This window comes from Acinetobacter sp. RW6, from assembly GCF_041956835.1.
Taxonomy (GTDB): domain Bacteria; phylum Pseudomonadota; class Gammaproteobacteria; order Pseudomonadales; family Moraxellaceae; genus Acinetobacter; species Acinetobacter calcoaceticus.
The window spans coordinates 3797480-3814604 of record NZ_CP167121.1; the positions used below are offsets into that span (position 1 = coordinate 3797480).

The 17125-nt window shown below is 38.7% G+C and carries 20 protein-coding genes; 11 read left to right on the forward strand and 9 right to left on the reverse strand.

The window, feature by feature from the left end; translation table 11 throughout:
* Window positions 1-145: 145 nt before the first annotated feature.
* The 4 genes from rpsP (at window position 146) to rplS (ending at window position 2353) form a co-directional block, all read left to right on the forward strand.
* Window positions 146-397, forward strand: a complete 252-nt coding sequence (gene rpsP / locus ACB088_RS17960) for a 30S ribosomal protein S16 (RefSeq protein ID WP_000260334.1) — start codon at window positions 146-148, stop codon at window positions 395-397.
* Between the two features lie 21 nt (window positions 398-418).
* Window positions 419-967, forward strand: coding sequence for a ribosome maturation factor RimM (gene rimM / locus ACB088_RS17965; protein WP_003653772.1), 549 nt, complete (start codon window positions 419-421; stop codon window positions 965-967).
* Between the two features lie 42 nt (window positions 968-1009).
* Window positions 1010-1765, forward strand: a complete 756-nt coding sequence (trmD, locus tag ACB088_RS17970) for a tRNA (guanosine(37)-N1)-methyltransferase TrmD (RefSeq protein ID WP_309951714.1) — start codon at window positions 1010-1012, stop codon at window positions 1763-1765.
* Between the two features lie 219 nt (window positions 1766-1984).
* Window positions 1985-2353, forward strand: coding sequence for a 50S ribosomal protein L19 (gene rplS, locus ACB088_RS17975; protein ID WP_003653770.1), 369 nt, complete (start codon window positions 1985-1987; stop codon window positions 2351-2353).
* A gap of 51 nt (window positions 2354-2404) precedes the next feature.
* Here rplS and ACB088_RS17980 read toward each other — a convergent pair whose 3' ends face one another.
* Together ACB088_RS17980 and ACB088_RS17985 are read right to left on the reverse strand one after the other, a co-directional pair.
* Window positions 2405-3346, reverse strand: a complete 942-nt coding sequence (locus ACB088_RS17980; RefSeq protein WP_375038823.1) for a lipase family alpha/beta hydrolase — start codon at window positions 3344-3346, stop codon at window positions 2405-2407.
* Between the two features lie 117 nt (window positions 3347-3463).
* Window positions 3464-4495 (reverse strand): lipase secretion chaperone, encoded by a 1032-nt coding sequence (locus tag ACB088_RS17985; protein ID WP_375037619.1) that lies wholly within the window; start codon window positions 4493-4495, stop codon window positions 3464-3466.
* Window positions 4496-4648: 153 nt separating this feature from the next.
* Here ACB088_RS17985 and truB point away from each other — a divergent pair, with 153 nt between their 5' ends.
* The 3 genes from truB (at window position 4649) to ACB088_RS18000 (ending at window position 7006) form a co-directional block, all read left to right on the forward strand.
* The gene (gene truB / locus ACB088_RS17990) at window positions 4649-5554 is read left to right on the forward strand and encodes a tRNA pseudouridine(55) synthase TruB (RefSeq protein WP_375037620.1); all 906 of its coding nucleotides are present in this window, start codon (window positions 4649-4651) and stop codon (window positions 5552-5554) included.
* 19 nt (window positions 5555-5573) lie between these two features.
* Window positions 5574-6350 carry a TSUP family transporter gene (locus tag ACB088_RS17995; RefSeq protein ID WP_133747429.1) on the forward strand — a complete coding sequence of 259 codons (777 nt, stop codon included), beginning with the start codon at window positions 5574-5576 and terminating at the stop codon, window positions 6348-6350.
* A gap of 212 nt (window positions 6351-6562) precedes the next feature.
* On the forward strand, window positions 6563-7006 hold the full coding sequence (locus ACB088_RS18000) for a hemerythrin domain-containing protein (protein ID WP_307012240.1): 444 nt from the start codon (window positions 6563-6565) through the stop codon (window positions 7004-7006).
* Between the two features lie 7 nt (window positions 7007-7013).
* On the opposite strand, the gene ACB088_RS18005 is transcribed toward ACB088_RS18000, so the two are convergent.
* From ACB088_RS18005 to serA, 3 genes are all read right to left on the reverse strand, one after another.
* Entirely contained in the window at window positions 7014-7877 is an 864-nt protein-coding gene (locus tag ACB088_RS18005; protein ID WP_005038341.1) for a DMT family transporter, read from the reverse strand.
* Between the two features lie 92 nt (window positions 7878-7969).
* Entirely contained in the window at window positions 7970-8854 is an 885-nt protein-coding gene (locus tag ACB088_RS18010) for a DMT family transporter (RefSeq protein ID WP_375037621.1), read from the reverse strand.
* 98 nt (window positions 8855-8952) lie between these two features.
* The gene (serA, locus tag ACB088_RS18015; RefSeq protein ID WP_056482508.1) at window positions 8953-10185 is read right to left on the reverse strand and encodes a phosphoglycerate dehydrogenase; all 1233 of its coding nucleotides are present in this window, start codon (window positions 10183-10185) and stop codon (window positions 8953-8955) included.
* Window positions 10186-10549: 364 nt separating this feature from the next.
* Here serA and ACB088_RS18020 point away from each other — a divergent pair, with 364 nt between their 5' ends.
* Window positions 10550-11959: an FAD-binding oxidoreductase gene (locus ACB088_RS18020; protein ID WP_375037622.1), complete on the forward strand. Its 1410-nt coding sequence runs from the start codon at window positions 10550-10552 to the stop codon at window positions 11957-11959.
* 64 nt (window positions 11960-12023) lie between these two features.
* On the opposite strand, the gene ACB088_RS18025 is transcribed toward ACB088_RS18020, so the two are convergent.
* Window positions 12024-12812, reverse strand: a complete 789-nt coding sequence (locus ACB088_RS18025; protein ID WP_375037623.1) for a xanthine permease — start codon at window positions 12810-12812, stop codon at window positions 12024-12026.
* Window positions 12813-13000: 188 nt separating this feature from the next.
* On the opposite strand from ACB088_RS18025, the gene ACB088_RS18030 reads away from it, so the two are divergent.
* Complete coding sequence (locus ACB088_RS18030; RefSeq protein WP_375037624.1) at window positions 13001-13369, forward strand: hypothetical protein; 369 nt, start codon at window positions 13001-13003, stop codon at window positions 13367-13369.
* 45 nt (window positions 13370-13414) lie between these two features.
* Here ACB088_RS18030 and ACB088_RS18035 read toward each other — a convergent pair whose 3' ends face one another.
* On the reverse strand, window positions 13415-13729 hold the full coding sequence (locus tag ACB088_RS18035; protein WP_004639655.1) for a putative quinol monooxygenase: 315 nt from the start codon (window positions 13727-13729) through the stop codon (window positions 13415-13417).
* A gap of 13 nt (window positions 13730-13742) precedes the next feature.
* A complete protein-coding gene (locus ACB088_RS18040) occupies window positions 13743-14330 on the reverse strand; it encodes an NAD(P)H-dependent oxidoreductase (protein ID WP_005038353.1) in 588 nt (195 codons plus the stop codon).
* Between the two features lie 241 nt (window positions 14331-14571).
* On the opposite strand from ACB088_RS18040, the gene ACB088_RS18045 reads away from it, so the two are divergent.
* Window positions 14572-14937 (forward strand): hypothetical protein, encoded by a 366-nt coding sequence (locus tag ACB088_RS18045; RefSeq protein WP_133747433.1) that lies wholly within the window; start codon window positions 14572-14574, stop codon window positions 14935-14937.
* Between the two features lie 362 nt (window positions 14938-15299).
* Complete coding sequence (locus tag ACB088_RS18050) at window positions 15300-16529, forward strand: MFS transporter (protein WP_375037625.1); 1230 nt, start codon at window positions 15300-15302, stop codon at window positions 16527-16529.
* 39 nt (window positions 16530-16568) lie between these two features.
* Here the strand turns inward: ACB088_RS18050 and ACB088_RS18055 are convergent, their stop codons facing one another.
* The gene (locus tag ACB088_RS18055) at window positions 16569-17105 is read right to left on the reverse strand and encodes a hypothetical protein (protein ID WP_198078145.1); all 537 of its coding nucleotides are present in this window, start codon (window positions 17103-17105) and stop codon (window positions 16569-16571) included.
* Window positions 17106-17125: the final 20 nt, after the last annotated feature.

Below are 17125 nucleotides of genomic sequence, written 5' to 3' on the forward strand. Positions count from 1 at the left end.
CTAAATTCAAAACTGCGGATAACTCAAAATTTAATCTTTCTTTCATGGTGAAAATCACGTAGAATGTTGCCCTCTATGAAAGGGGTTTGAAGTGTTGCCGATGGTCGGCGCAGGGATAATCCGTAAGAATTATAAGGCTTTTATCATGGTTGTTATTCGTTTAGCACGTGGCGGCGCAAAAAAACGTCCATTCTATCAAATCGTTGTGACTGATAGCCGCAATGCACGTGATGGTCGTTTCATCGAGCGTATCGGTTTCTTTAACCCGACTGCACAAGGTCAAGCAGAAAAACTTCGTTTAGATGCAGACCGTTTTGCTCACTGGGTTTCTCAAGGTGCTCAACCTTCTGAACGTGTTGCTTCTTTAGCTGCTCAAGCTAAAAAAGCTACTGCATAATTTTTTTGTAGTAGGTAACCCATGACATCAACACAGAATGTTCCCGAAGATCGTATTCAGATTGGACAGTTACGTTCAGCTTATGGATTGAATGGGTGGCTCTGGGTGTATTCAAATACAGAACCTATGAGCAATATGTTTGACTACCTGCCTTGGTACATTGAGACCAAGGCCGGTTGGCAAACAATAGATGTAAAACGTTGGAAACCACATGGCAAAGGTTTAGTTGTTGCTTTGAAAGGTGTGAGTGATCGCACTGGAGCAGAAAACTTGGTTGGCGCTAATATCTGGGTTGCTAAGTCTCAACTGCCAAAAGCAGATGTAGATGAGTACTACTGGTCAGATTTAAAAGGCTTAACAGTGTTAGGTCTGGATGATGAAGAACAGGAAGTAAACTTAGGTAAAATTCATGAGTTGTTTGAAACTGGAGCCAATGATGTAATGGTGGTACATGCTACCCCAGACAGTATTGATTCAGAAGAACGCATGATTCCTTGGCATAAAGATGTAGTACAACGTGTTGATCTTGAAGCTGGTCGTATTTACGTCAATTGGGGCGTAGATTATTAATCCTTTTAGGATTAATACAGCAGGAAAATAGAGGAGTCTGTGATGTTTTTTGCAGTCATTACGCTTTTTCCTGAAATGTTTGAAGCGATTACAGCCTACGGCATCAGCGGACGTGCGGCAAAACGGGATATTGTACAAGTCACTTGTATTAATCCTCGTGATTTTGCTGAGGGAAACTACAGAAGAGTGGATGAACGTCCATTTGGTGGTGGCCCTGGAATGGTGATGATGGCTGAGCCTTTGGCGAAAGCAATTGCACATGCCAAACAGCTTGCCTCACAAGCAGGACATGTTCATGTTCCTGTAGTGTATATGTCTCCACAAGGCAAAACCTTAAATGAACAGGCAGTACAGCAGTTTGTTGATTACGACGGCTTAATTGTACTGTGTGGACGTTATGAAGGAGTGGATGAACGTTTGATCCAGCAATATGTTGATCAGGAATGGTCAATTGGTGATTATGTTTTATCTGGTGGTGAACTGCCCGCTATGGTGTTACTTGACAGTATTATTCGCCGTTTGCCGAATGTAATGTCAGATGAACAGTCAGCAGTACAAGATTCTTTTGTTGATGGTCTTTTAGATTGTCCACAATATACAAAGCCAGACCATTTTGAGGGGCTGGATGTACCAGAAGTTTTAAAATCTGGACATCATGGCAATATCGAAAAATGGCGCTTTTTGCAGCGGTATCAACGAACTTTAGAACGTCGACCAGAGTTGGCTGAAAAGGTAGAGTTGAATAAGCAGCAAAAAAAATGGCTAAAAGATGCGCAAGGGAGTGGTGGTAATTCTTAACCGCTATTCTCAGGAACGAAAGTTCTGCAAAAATACGAGAAGCAATGCTTCGAGTTAAAGCATGATTCTATTTAATGAATAGTTTTATGTATATTCTAAGGCTCTTTATGGACATATTGTCATAAAGGGAAAGATAAACGGGTTGATATGCGTTTTAGCCTCTATCCCCAGCGGAACCTCAGACCTCTTCTGACTCCGCACATATTGGAGATTCCCACAATGAGTGGTAAACATCCTTTAGTTCAAATTATTGAAAATGCACAGTTAAAAACTGATATTCCTGCTTTTGCTCCTGGTGACACTGTTATTGTCCAAGTTAAAGTAAAAGAAGGTGAGCGTGAGCGTCTTCAGGCATTTGAAGGTGTTGTAATCGCGAAGAAAAACCGTGGTTTAAACTCTGCATTTACAGTTCGTAAAATTTCTAGCGGTGTTGGTGTTGAGCGTGTATTCCAAACTCACTCTCCAATCGTTGCTAAAATCGAAGTGAAACGTCGTGGTGACGTTCGTCGTGCTAAACTTTACTATCTCCGTGACTTGTCTGGTAAAGCTGCACGTATTCGTGAAAAATTACCAGCTCGTAAAGCGTAAGCTTATACCGAGTAAAAAATGCGCCTTTTGGCGCATTTTTTTGTTTAAAAATTATAGTCCTTGAAGTTTTAATCGGTTTGCATGTTGACGGTAAACCGAGACAGGATCTGAAGCAAAAATAGAGCGTATCCCAAGCACTTGATTCACCTCATCTAAATGATTCCAGTTGTAATCATCACGAATGGTTTTACCAAATTTGGCGCTGCATCGGGAAACAAGCCCATCATTATCACCAAACGGATCGACTACTAGACTACTGCCTGTAAGGGCAATATCAAATGGGTCTAATGGATTAGTCAGGGCTTTATTTCCAGAGAAAGAATACATATAAATGCCTTTTTCTTGATATGCTCCCTCACCGCAAGAACTAGTTGGCATGCCCATAGGAAATTGAGTATTAAACTGAGCTGAACCTTTAGTTGATAAGCTATGAGCACCTGCTAAAGAGTCGTGCGGATAGCTTGTCGGATCTAGGCCTCCTGCCCAAGTAATTGCTGCTGAAAACCAGTTTACTAAAGTTGCCACGCCTGCAAGAGGAGTACCCTCAACATTCAGGATGACATCTGCCATTGGTGATCCCTTATGAGGTGCACCGATCGTTGTGAGTGATGCTACTTTTTCTGGCATGATACCAGCCACATAGCGAATTGTTGGACCCCCATGGCTATGACCGATTAAATTGACCTTGGGCTTGCCGGTAATCGCAATAATTTCTTCTACTTGCTGTGCAAGTTGTTCACCACGCACTTCTGTTGAGTTAAATGGTGAGACTCTTGTTGCCCAGACATTTCCTCCATTACGGGCAAGATCAGGAAGAATTTGGTACCAATAATCGAGACCAAGCGTATCTGTTCCAACTCGGCTAAAGCCTGCCATACCGTGATTAAAAACCATTGGGTATTTTGTTTGAGCGTAGGATGAATATACGAACGAGCTTTTAACTTGTTCAGCATTTGTTGCATGAGCCACTGAAATACTCAGTCCTGAGAGCATTGCAGCGCAGAAAAACATTAACTTCCTTTTCATTTTTTACTCACTATTTTTATTTTGTATGAAAAGCAGCTTCTTACTGCTAGTGAATGTTTAGCCAGTTCCCAAAAAAGAAAAGGCTTAGTAATTAAATGGCAGTTCACCTCCCTGATCATGGACCGTTTCAAAAGTCCGAAGTCTTAGTTGTTCTTGTGATGAATTGAATTGTTGTTGACGTAACTGCTGAATCGCTTGGTCTTTGGCGCTATCACTCATGTTACTTTTAATAATTTCATCTCGACCATCGAGGTAACTGGTGACCCTTTGTTGCCAAGCATTCCGTTGTGTATCTAAAGTTTCTAATCTTTGAGTCGCCTCAGCTCCAACAAGTGCTGTACGCATTTGCCTAAGTTCTTCTGCTGAACCCTTACGAGCTTTAATTTGTTTAGTCAGTGTATGTAAATCATCAAGTTTGGAGAGTTCTTGTAGGTTTTGTTGCCAGTCTTCTGGAAGTTCTTCAAAACGCTCTTTAAGCTTTCGTGCTTTTTCAATTTCGCTTAAAGAAGTGTCCTCATGTATCTGCATTCGATCTAGTGTGTAGTTCTGATAGATATCTTCGCTCGAGAAGAGTCCTTCAATTTCAGAAGCAGAAAAGAAGCGTTTTCTTATATCTTGGATCGAGCTAAATATCTTTTGAAAATAATTTTTATCTTGTTGTTTTGCTGAAGGTGCCCGAATGTCAGCTAGCTGTTCACGATATTTTAAATAACGTGTCCATAAGTCCATAATCTGTGAGCGAGCTGGCTCTAGATATTGTCCTTGAATAAATTTCCCAAAGTGAATTTTGATTTGTTCTAAATCATTTTCCCCATATTGGGTAATAAAATATTCAAAGCAGTCACGGGTTTGACTATTCACGATCAAATGTTGAGAACTATCAATTTTTAACTGACAGTTAACTTCGGTGTCTTGCTGACTTTTACTATGGTACGCATCTTCGTTTAGCGATGAATGATCTGTATGAGGAGATGATGCTAAGTTTTGAGCTTTATTTTCACTCATCTGAGCTGATGTGTTTTTTGAGTCAGGACTTAACCAATATACACATGCAATGAGGCTCAAAATAAAAAATCCGAGCACACACCACAATACCTTCTTCTGCATCCCTTGCATAAAGATATCTTCCTTAAGTTTTAATTTGTTGTTTTTTTACTCGATTATTAATGTGCCATAAAATAAGTGAAAAGGCACCTAAATATTGTGAAAATATCTTGCCGAATTTGCTAACATGTCGGCACTTTTTTCTAGCTTTGTGTTCCAGTAAAAATGACGACAAAAAATCAAAAAATTTCTCGTCGCCATATCAGTGGTGTATTTCTATTAAATAAACCATTAGGGCTCAGTTCAAATGCGGCTTTGCAAAAAGTGCGTTGGTTATATCGCGCCCAAAAAGCAGGTCATACTGGAGCTTTAGATCCTTTGGCGACAGGGTTGCTTCCTATTTGTTTAGGAGAGGCTACCAAGTTCTCACATTATTTGCTGGACTCAACAAAGCGCTACCAAACCACTGTTCGGTTGGGGCAAACCACAACGACAGGTGATGTGGAAGGGGAGATTCTACAAGAACGCCCTATTCCTGTTCTGAACCAAGAGCTTATTGAACAAACTTTAGAGAAATTTAAAGGCGATATTCAACAAGTTCCGCCAATGTACTCGGCTTTGAAAAAAGAAGGTAGGCCGTTATATGAGCTTGCTAGAAAAGGTATCGAGATTGAGCGTGAAGCACGTCCAATCACGATTTATGCCTTAGAGCTCATTGAATTTACCGAAAATAGTATCACTCTGGATGTAACTTGTTCTAAAGGAACATACATTCGGGTATTGGGCGAAGATATTGGCGAAGCACTTGGCTGTGGTGGGCATTTAACGATGCTAAACCGGACTCAAACAGGACATTTTGAGCTTATCCCGAGTTATACCATTGAATATTTAGAGAGCTTAACAGAAGAGCAAAGAGAAGCTTTGTTACTTCCAGTTTATGCTCCCGTTGATCATTTCTTAAAAATTCAGGTTCCAGAAGGGCGTGAAAAATATTTTTGCAACGGTTTAGAAAGCAATATTGAGCATTCTGCAGAAGCAGAAGTTTTAGTTTTTTCGGAAGAGCGCTGTCTAGGTTTAGCCGAGATTACCGATAAAAAACGGTTGGTACCTAAACGTATCTTAAATTTGTAGTAGATGTAGAGTATAGAGCATGGGTATGGAATGGGATGTTATCCTGAGTTTGATCTTTTTTGCGTTTACTGCGGGAGCGATTGATGCTGCTGTTGGGGGCGGCGGACTTATCCAGATTCCAGGCCTTATGAGCACTTTCCCGACCATGCAGACTGCAACGGTGATTGGTACTAATAAGCTTTCTTCAATTTTTGGTACAGCATCCGCTGCTTATACTTTTGCGAAAAGAGTGAAATTGCAATGGAAACTTTTAGCAGTTATTGCCATTTGTGCTTTGATTAGCTCTTTTGCTGGTGCTGCTTGTTTATCATTAATTCCTCAATCTGTATTGCGTCCTTTCATATTTGTAATGTTGATTGTGATAGCAGTTTATACCTTGGTTAAAAAGAACTTTGGACAGGTTCATACTGAACAAAAAATTACTAACAAAATGCTAATTTTGGCAGGGATTGGTAGTTTGGCGATTGGTTTTTACGACGGAATTTTTGGGCCGGGAACGGGAAGTTTCTTTATCTTTTTCTTTATCCGCTTTTTACAAGTCGACTTCTTGCATGCTTCTGCCTTATCCAAAATTGGTAATTTTATGACCAATTTGGCTGCATTGAGTTTCTTCATTCCGACAGGACACGCTATTTTGCACATTGGCTTAATGATGGCAGTCGCGAATGTATTGGGTTCTATTGTTGGTGTGCGTACCGCGCTTAAATACGGTAGTGGTTTTGTCCGCATTATCTTTTTAATTTTAGTCAGTGTTTTAATTTGTCGTTTGGGCTATCAAATGTTTGTAACAGGCTAAATATTTCAAACAGTATGAACTGATCAGGAGGCGAAGTTCATACTTTTATGTGAACATTTAAAATCATAAATATAAAAATAATTACAGAAGTTTACTAGAAAGAAAACTGTGTAAAAAATAGTCTCATTTTAAGCTACTTAAACATTATAAATTTCAACGTATGATAAGCCTTGAAATAAAAAAGATTTTTTAGCTAAAAAATGAGGAAGAGAATGAATATTTTCGAAGCATTAAGAGAAAGCCATGAAAATCAACGAAACCTTTCTGAACAATTAGTTCAGACACATGGTTTAACCGAAGAAAGAAAAGAATTATTTAATGCATTAAAAAATGAACTGTATGCCCATTCTGTTGCCGAAGACCGTTATTTATATATCCCTTTAATGTTTGATGATGTGGGTTTAGATATTACGAGACATGCTTTATCTGAGCACCATGAAATGGATGAGTTGGTCGAACAGCTCGAAAAAACAGATATGAGTAGCCCAAGCTGGTTAGCAACCGCCAAACAGTTGAGTGAAAAAGTCCATCATCATTTAAAAGAAGAAGAGCATAAATTTTTCCAACAGGCGGGAAAAATTCTTAAAGACAGTGAAAAAGAAACGCTAGGTAATAAATATTTAAAGGAATATAAAAAGTATAAAAAGCAGCAATAGTATTTAACTATGCTACTTTTTTAGTACTTCTTAAAGTAACCCCAATCGACGCTAGCATTACACAAGCTAAAGCCACCCATTGCAGCATGCTGATTTCTTCGTGAAGTAATAAGAAACCTGTTAATGCTGCCAATGCTGGTGCTAAACTCGTGAGGGTACCGTAAGTTAATTTATTAAGTTGTTTGAGTGCCATCAAATCAAGAGCGTATGGAATAGCAGTCGCTAAAATAGCAATAAGTAATGCTTTACCCCAGTACTGCGTCTCAAGTAATGCGGGAGCATTATGCCAGATGCCAATTGGTAGTAAGGTCAGTGCAGATAATCCAATTCCGATGGTTAAAGCATGCATACCTATATTTTGGGTCACAACTTTCTGACCAAAATAAATATAGAAGGCCCAGCAAAATCCAGCACCTAGCGCACATGCAGCACCTACATAGGAAAAGTGGTGTTGCGTTGGGTCTTGCCAAGGTACCATCAGCGCAATACCTAACATCGCAAGTGCGACCCAAATGTAGTCACTCTTTTGTTTAATAGAAAGTAGAGCAAGACCTAATGGTCCAATAAATTCTAAGCCAACTGCGATGCCTTGAGGTAATTTTCCAAGCGACGTATAAAATAAAATATTCATGAGACCTAAAGACGCACAGTACATCAATAAATCACGCCATTTTAAATAGGGTAAGCGCGACCAGATTTTCCATGAGCGGAACATGATAGCGACAATAACCGTTGCAAAGCTCAGCCTTAAAATTGTAACGGTCAGAGGGTCTAATATTGCAATGAGCTGCTTAGCAAATGAAGCACTGATTTGATATGAGACCATCGACAGAATCATATAGAGCACAGCAATAATAGGAATATTCTGCATGGAAAATACCCGAGGGCCTCATCTAATATTACTTAAAATAAGAATGTTTAATTATAGCGAATACCATGTTCCAACTCGTAGGTTGAGTCGATTTAACTGACTGTTTTTTCACGTTCCTGACGTGCTTTTTGGGTGGTTATGGTACAACCGACGGAAGCTGCAATAATTGTTGCGAGTGCCAGCCATTGATTCCATAACAAATATTCGCCTAAAAAGATAAAACCAGAAAGTGCAGCAACTGCGGGTTCTAGGCTCATCAATGTTCCAAAACTTAACGGCGTTAAATTACGTAGTGCTAGCATTTCTAAAGAGAATGGTAATGCACTGGCTAAAATTGCTAAGCCAATAAAATAAAAAAGATAGGGGAGCTCTATAACTTGACCCATTGACGCTGAAAAAAAAGTAATCGGTAGCAATACACATGCACCTACAGTCATTCCTAAACACACAGTGTGGTTACCTGAAATGCCAGAAGGTTTTTGACCCGCAATAATATAAAGTGCCCAACATGCACCAGCACTAACAGCAAATAATACTCCAATCCAATCCAGACTATGAGCCTGATTGAAAGGGAAAAGTAAAATGAGACCAATAATTGCGAAACTGACCCAGACAAAATCATATTTCTGGCGTGCGTGATATAAGGCTACACTTAAGGGGCCAATAAACTCAAAAGCGACAGCAATACCAATCGGTAATCGCTCAATTGACAGATAAAAAAGCGCATTCATTCCGGCAAGAGCAAATCCATAAGCCAAGATCGCTTTCCAACGAACCTGACTAAAATTAATTCGCCAAATTTGGAAAATAAAGGCAAGAATCATTGCACCTAAACATAGGCGCATTGCGGAGACAGTGAGCACAGGAAAGTTCTGAAACAGAATTTTAGCTAAAGATGCACTGCTTTGTACGCTTAGCATAGCGAGAATGAGAAAGCCCAAAGCATGTAGCTGAGATTTCTGGTTCGAACTGGACATTTTATTATTTGATCGATTGGTATACTTTTCACATGATAATGTAAATGCCCATAAAAAAGCCACAGACAATGCTGTGGCTTTTAAATTTACAGTTCGTATTAGAACAATACGCGCACGCGAATTGTACCTTCAACTTCATGCAACATATCTAAAGCTTCTTGAGAAGCAGAAGCATCAACGTCCATTACGAGGTAACCAATGTCACCTTTAGTCATGAGTGATTGACCAGAAATGTTGATGCCTTGTTCAGCAAACAAGTTGTTGATTTTAGATAATACGCCCGGTACGTTTTTGTGGATGTGCAATAAACGGTGTTGGCCAGCAGTAAGTGGTAACGCGATTTCTGGGAAGTTCACTGCAGAAAGCGTCATACCCTTGTCAGAGTAAGCAACAAATTTCTCTGCAACTTCTAAACCGATGTTTGCTTGCGCTTCCATGGTTGAACCGCCAACGTGAGGAGTCAAAATCACATTGTCTAAACCACGAAGTGGAGAAACAAACTCTTCACCATTTGCTTTTGGTTCTTTAGGGAATACGTCAACCGCTGCACCAGCAATATGGCCAGACTTGATTGCATCTGCTAAATCTTCAATTACTACACATGTACCACGTGCAGCATTTAGGAAGATTGCACCTTCTTTCATTTTTGCAAATTGTGCTTTAGTGAAGAAGTTACGTGTAGATGGAACATCAGGCACATGTAAAGTCACTACATCAGCAGTCGCTAAGAGTTCGTCTAACGAACCAACTTGGCGAGCATTACCCATTGGTAATTTAGTCACTGCATCGTAATAAATCACATGCATACCTAAGCTTTCAGCAAGAACAGAAAGCTGAGAACCGATGGAACCGTAACCTACAATACCTAAAGTTTTGCCACGAGTTTCGAAAGAACCGACAGCAGACTTATCCCAACCACCACGATGACAAGCCGCTGACTTTTCAGGAACACGGCGAAGAAGAAGAATCGTTTGAGCAAGTACAAGTTCTGCAACCGAACGCGTATTTGAATACGGTGCGTTAAATACAGGAATACCACGTGCCATTGCTGCTTTAAGATCAACTTGGTTTGTTCCGATACAGAAACAGCCCACTGCGATCAATTTATTTGCAGCTTCGAAAATTTCTTCAGTCAATTGGGTACGCGAACGAATACCAATAAAGTGAGCATCTTTAACAGCTTCTTTTAGCGCTTCGCCTTCAAGAGCAGTTTTACGATAGTCAATATTGGTGTAACCCGCAGCGTTTAAAGTATCGACTGCGTTTTGGTGAACGCCTTCTAACAAAAGGAAACGGATTTTATCTTTAGGTAGTGAAAGATGTTGGCTCATTACGGCTCCGCTACAAAGGCCAAATTTGGTGGCGCTATCATAACATAATGGGCGGTGCTATAGATATTTCGTTTACGCCATCATCTTATGGCAATTTTATCTATATCTAATCACTTCTATTTATGGCTTGTTGACAGTTTTAAAATTTGCTTGTCATTTGAACTTAAAAAATATTGATGCTTTGAAGGTTCTAAGTCATTTATGAACGTTAAACATGTTTTGTAGTGACAGTATCTTTATTCTGAACTTTATCGCTTGTGCGGTTACATGTAGAATATAGCTTATGGCTTTGCTCAGGTGAAAACTCTGAGAAATATTACGCCATAGTCCCACCACAGTTTACTTCTTGCTAGGTCTGCAAACGATGAATGCTCCAGTCGCTTTAACACCTGAGTTACTTACCCAATTAACGGCAATCGTCGGTGAAAACCGTATTAAAACCGATGCTGATAGTCTCGAAAACTGGGGTAAAGATCATACTAAGCATTTTAATCCGAACCCATCGGTCATCGTTTTTCCATCGACCACTGAGCAAGTTCAAGCTGTTGTGAAGCTTGCGAACCAGTTTAATATCGCAATTACCCCTTCAGGTGGCCGTACAGGTCTCTCTGCTGGTGCTGTTGCAACCAATGGTGAAATTGTCATTAGCATGGACAAGATGAACCAGATTCTTGAATTCTTTCCAGCAGATCGTATGGTTCGAGTACAAGCTGGTGTTGTGACTGAACAATTGCAAAATTATGCTGAAGAACAGGGTATGTATTATCCGGTTGACTTTGCATCAGCGGGTTCTAGCCAGATTGGCGGTAATATCGGAACCAATGCCGGTGGTATTAAAGTAATTAAATACGGCATGACTCGTAATTGGGTGCTTGGTTTAACCGTTGTCACTGGTAAAGGTGATATTTTACGTTTAAACAAAGGCATGGTTAAAAATGCAACGGGTTATGCATTACAGCACTTGTTTATTGGTGGTGAAGGTACATTAGGTTTAGTGACTGAAGCGGAAATTAAACTTGAGCGTCAACCGCAAAACTTACAAGTTTTAGTTTTAGGGGTTCCTGATTTTGATGCAGTCATGCCTGTCTTACATGCTTTCCAAAAAGATATCGACTTAACTGCATTTGAGTTCTTTGGTGAACTTGCAATGCAAAAAGTTTTAGATCATGGACATGTACAACGCCCATTTGAAACTCAATGTCCGTTCTATGTATTACTTGAGTTTGAAGCACCATATGAGCCGATTCTCGATAAAGCAATGGAAATTTTCGAGCATTGTATGGAGCAGGGTTGGGTGCTTGATGGTGTAATGAGCCAGAGCTTAGACCAAGTAGAAAGCTTGTGGCGTTTACGCGAAGATATTTCTGAATCAATCGCGCCGTTCACTCCATATAAAAATGATATTTCAGTATTAATTACTCACGTACCTGCATTTATTCGTGAGATTGATACAATTGTTCAAGAGAACTATCCTGACTTTGAAATTTGCTGGTTTGGTCATATTGGTGACGGTAACTTGCACTTAAATATTTTAAAACCTGAAAACTTAACCAAAGATGAGTTCTTTGCGAAGTGTCAGGTCGTCAATAAATATGTGTTCGATACCGTGAAAAAATATGATGGTTCAATCTCTGCCGAGCATGGTGTAGGCATGACGAAAAAACCGTATTTGGAATATTCACGTTCGCCTGAAGAAATTGAATATATGAAAGCGTTGAAGAAAGTATTCGACCCGAATGGTTTGATGAATCCAGGTAAATTATTTGATCTTTAATGCCTGATTAGACAAAAGAATCTCTGTTAAAAGCGTATCGAAAGATGCGCTTTTTTTAAATCTATTATTTTTTATAAGCTTTCCAACCCGTCAAAATATGATAAATCAGCGGTAAAAGACAAAGAGCAAAGAAGCTACAAAGTCCAATCGCCCACACAGGCAAATTACGTGGATTACCTAAGAAAAAATAGGCAAAAATAGAATAAGACAACATTGCAAACATTGCCGTTGTAGCTAACGGAAGCGTCACTCTAAAAATTAAAGTACTAGCAAAGGTTTTATAGGGTTCCATGTTCCGATTGAGGCTATAGGCAATAATCATGAGCAATACATAACCTAAAATAAACAGCATAAATGAGGCCGCGGTAAACAATAGAATTGTCCGCCAACTCTTTTCTTGCGCGGTGTGATCACCATTTTCATAAACAACAGTAATATGTTCTCCCACTACCGGCATATCGCCAGAGCGGACTGAATTATCTAAAGTTAGTGTTTTGTTTTGATTATCTTTGAACTGAACCTGAGCTGTGTGCATGAGCGTTTGAGTTTTATATTTACGCCCATTGGAATCTGTACGTTCAGTATCGACCCATTCAGAGGTATAGTTCACTACAGTTGCATCGTAACTTGGCTTGGTTGCTAAACCATAGACTGCTTGTGAAACCCAATATGTAAATGGGAAAAATAAAGCGCTAATACTAAAAACAACTGCAAATAAATATGCAAATTCAAACTTACTACTTTTACGATTTTTTGCTAAACGCTTAACCCAAAATTTGGTAAGCACAAATGACCAAACCATTAAAATTGCAACGACTACCAAGAAAACTTGCCCTGCATAAGTCAGTTGCATGGATGATCCTATTTGTTGGATGGAATAGAAATTAATCTTATCAAATCATAATCGCTAAGGTTGGGTGAACAGGATAAATTATTTGATCTTTAAGTGATTAGTCATCTTTAGAACTACATAGTTTCTACAGAGTAACCGTCAAAGGCATAGCATCATAAAGCTATGCCTTTTGTTTTTTGGTGATAAAAATGCAACGTTTATTTTTAATTTCAGTTCTCTGTGCTGGACTTTTCACTGGGTGTGCGACAACCAGTAAATTCATACCTTTTGTAGGTTCAGAAACCCCAATGCAACAAGTACTTAAAGCTCAACCTGAGATTGTAAAAGAGCACAATAATACCTCAGTTCAGCAAGTGTTTAACCGTGTGGAATCCCCAACTGTTTCCCGTATTACAGTCATTCAAACAGGTTTAATGGACGACTCTGTTTCTGCAATTCGAACAGAATATGCATTTAAATTGGTTGATGAAAAGTGGCAATTGCAAAATAAGCAAAAGAGTTATCAATGTGCTAGAGGGAAAGGCTCTAGAGGGTTCCAAACACAACTTTGTTCTTAAGCAAAAAAAAGACGATAAATATATCGTCTTTTTTTATGGGCTAAATTATACGCCACTTTCTAAAATTTTAATTTTGACATCAATTACATCATCTTTAACTGCTGCATGATGGGCTTGCATATGAGGTGTAGCCAAATGTGCTTCAAGATGGGCAACGCTTGCCCATTTTTCTAACATCACAATCGTGTCAGGCTCTTTGGTTTGGAAACTGGCATTTGATATGTGATCAATCAAAGGCTCATAGCCATGGCAACCATCTTCCGCTAAAACAGTAGGAATGATTTTTTGAAAGGCATCCAATACATTTTGGCGATGCTGTCCACCCGATTTAGTACGAATTTCCGCAATAATAGTAAGCATGGATTTTTCCTTATTAGGCTGCTGCAAATACAGAATTTAAGTGGGTTTTATATTCTTCAACATAACTATCAACGTCAGGCATTTTAATCACATCATTGACAATAAAAGTTGGAAGAGTGCTCATTCCTAAAAACTGATTTGCTTTATGAAAAGGTAAATAAACACCATCAACACCTACGCCATGGAAAAACTGATCTGCATCATCAAATGCTTCCATCGGGGCATTCCAAGTCAATGAAAGCATATATTTTTTGTCATGAATTAAACCGCCTGAACCGTATTTTTTTGCGGCATCAGAGCGGCTACGGCCATCGTTTGCGTAAAGTGAACCGTGACCCACAGTAAATACATCATCAATATATTTTTTTACAGTCCATGGAGCACCCATCCACCAACCTGGCATTTGATAGATCACCACGTCAGCCCATAAGAATTTTTCAACTTCATTTTCTGCATCGTAGTTGCTATCGGCACGGGTCACTTGAACTTCGTGGCCGAGTTCGGTGAGATGTGAGGTTGCCAGTGTGGTTAATGTGTCATTTAATTCACCATTTGAATGTGCAAATTGTTTGGCGCCGTTAATGACTAAAATCTTACTCATGGGAGTTACTCTAATTAAATTCCTAAATTTGAAATCTACTCTACGGAATTTACTCTTATAGAAAAATGCATGAATTGGAAAAATATTCTTGATTAAAAATCAACAATTAAATAGGAATTCGAATTGTGAAATAAATTTAGATGAATAATATCAATAACTTTAATCTTATTTTACAAAGTGCTACGGAAAAACTTGTTGGTGAGCTTTAGCATTAAGTTTGAGTAGAGCTAAGAGATTACATATGAAAAAAATGGGTTTGCTGATTGTTTTTAGCTTGGCAGTGCTAACAGCTTGTGCTCCAGCTAAAAATTCTTCTGCTCAACTTGCTGATAGCCCGATTCAAGCAGTATTACTTGATCAACCAGATCTTCTAAATGATGCAAGTAATTTGGACATTTCACAGCAAATGAATGCTGCCGATGATCCCTCTAATGCTCAAGTTACTATTTTACAGACAGATCCTAGCGAAGATGCGATAACAAAAGTTCGTACGGAATATTTATTAAAGCGAGACCAGCAAGTCTGGAAAATTGTGAATAAAAAGCAAACTTATCAATGTACGAAAGGGCAGGAAACCCCAGATTTCCAAGTTAATCCTTGTCCTTAATGGTTAATTTTTATTATAGATGTGGATAACTTTAAGGTTATTCACAATAAAAAAAGTATGGCTGTGGGTAAAAAATAAGATTTAAACTTCTTATAATTGTCCGATTGCTGAGCAATTCAAAAAATGCTATTGTTGCGCTCGGTAATTATGCCAACTGGTAAAAATTATCAAATCTCACGTCATATAATTTTTCTATTCTTAGACACCCTGTGAATACGGTGTTTCACATTCTAAACATGCACTCTCACGGCATATAAAAACTTAATTAAAGATTGATTGACCATACTGTCATCATCATGACTACATCCTATTTTATATGTAGTTGTAGAGACATATGGCCGCTATTTTGAAGTGTACAACTCATGAAAAATATTCAAATGACAACGTTGAACCGTACAACGTTGATGTTTCCTTTGGCCTTAGTGCTATTTGAATTTGCGGTTTATATTGGTAATGACCTGATTCAGCCAGCAATGTTGGCAATCACTGAAGATTTTGGTGTAAGCGCAACTTGGGCACCGTCTTCAATGTCATTTTACCTATTAGGCGGTGCCTCGGTTGCATGGTTACTTGGGCCTTTGTCAGATCGTCTTGGGCGTAAAAAAGTACTTTTGGCTGGTGTCTTATTTTTCGCCTTATGCTGTTTTTTAATTTTATTAACCCGACAAATGGAACACTTTCTGACGTTACGCTTTTTACAAGGTATTGGTTTAAGTGTAATTTCAGCAGTAGGTTATGCTGCTATTCAAGAAAGTTTTGCTGAACGTGATGCAATTAAAGTCATGGCACTCATGGCAAATATTTCATTGCTTGCACCTTTGTTGGGACCCGTACTCGGTGCTTTCTTAATTGATTATGTGTCTTGGCACTGGGGCTTTGTAGCCATCGCTATATTGGCATTACTCAGTTGGGTAGGTTTAAAAAAACAAATGCCAAATCAGCAGGTCAGTGTTACCAAGCAACCTTTTAGCTATCTTTTCGATGATTTTAAAAAGGTATTTAGTAATCACCGCTTTTTAGGTTTAAGCCTTGCTTTGCCTTTGGTCGGTATGCCTTTAATGCTCTGGATTGCCTTATCTCCAATTATTTTGGTAGATGAATTGAAGCTAACGAGTGTGCAATATGGTTTAGCTCAATTTCCGGTATTTCTGGGTCTAATTATCGGGAATATTGTTTTAATTAAAATTATTGATCGCCTGTCTTTAGGTAAAACGGTCATGATCGGTTTACCTATCATGCTGATTGGCACACTCATTTTAATATTAGGTGTAGTGTGGCAAACCTATTTAATTCCTTGTTTGCTTACAGGCATGACACTCATCTGCTTTGGTGAAGGAATTAGCTTTTCAGTCCTATACCGTTTTGCACTGATGTCATCTGAAGTATCAAAAGGAACTGTTGCGGCAGCCGTTTCGATGCTACTGATGATGAGTTTCTTTGCCATGATTGAGTTGGTACGTTATCTCTATACTCAATTTCATTTGTGGGCCTTTGCATTATCTGCCTTTACATTTATTGCGCTCTGGTTTACCCAGCCACGAAATGTTTTAAAGCAAGAAATGCAAGAAAGAAAGCTCCAAGGAAATGATTAAATTAAAAATACCGGAATTTATATTCCGGTATTTTTTTAACTATTCTTTTAACATTTTTTCCATTTCTTCGCGGTCTGTTTCATAGGTACAACCTAATAATGTCATCGGACTTTTTCCAGTCATTTCTGATAAGTTAAGATTATGATAAACAGTAAAAGAATCTGCTGTTGCAGGTTCGGTCTTGACGGTGCGAACACCTCTAAAAAAAGGTAATGTTTTAAAGTCTGGATGTTGAGGTATATCAAATTTTTTCGAAAGTTGATTAACATTTGCATTTCGGAAAACGGCTACAATGCCTTGACCCGCTAAAGCAATTTCATGAGTTTTAATACCAAATAATTGAATAGGCTGAGCTGTTTTATATAAATAGATGAACGGTTGCTCAGGATCATCAACTTTTTTAAAACCAAGTGCTGATAAATTTTCATCATATTCAGAAGCAAAATTGGTATAAGTTTCTTGATCTGATTGACACTCTATAATCTTTTTTAAATCATTTATTTCAAATGCATATGAAGTGCTACTTAGCAATAAAAAAGTGGCAGAAAGAAATTTATATATCTTTGGAAAGTACATTTTTATCCTCAATAAAGTGT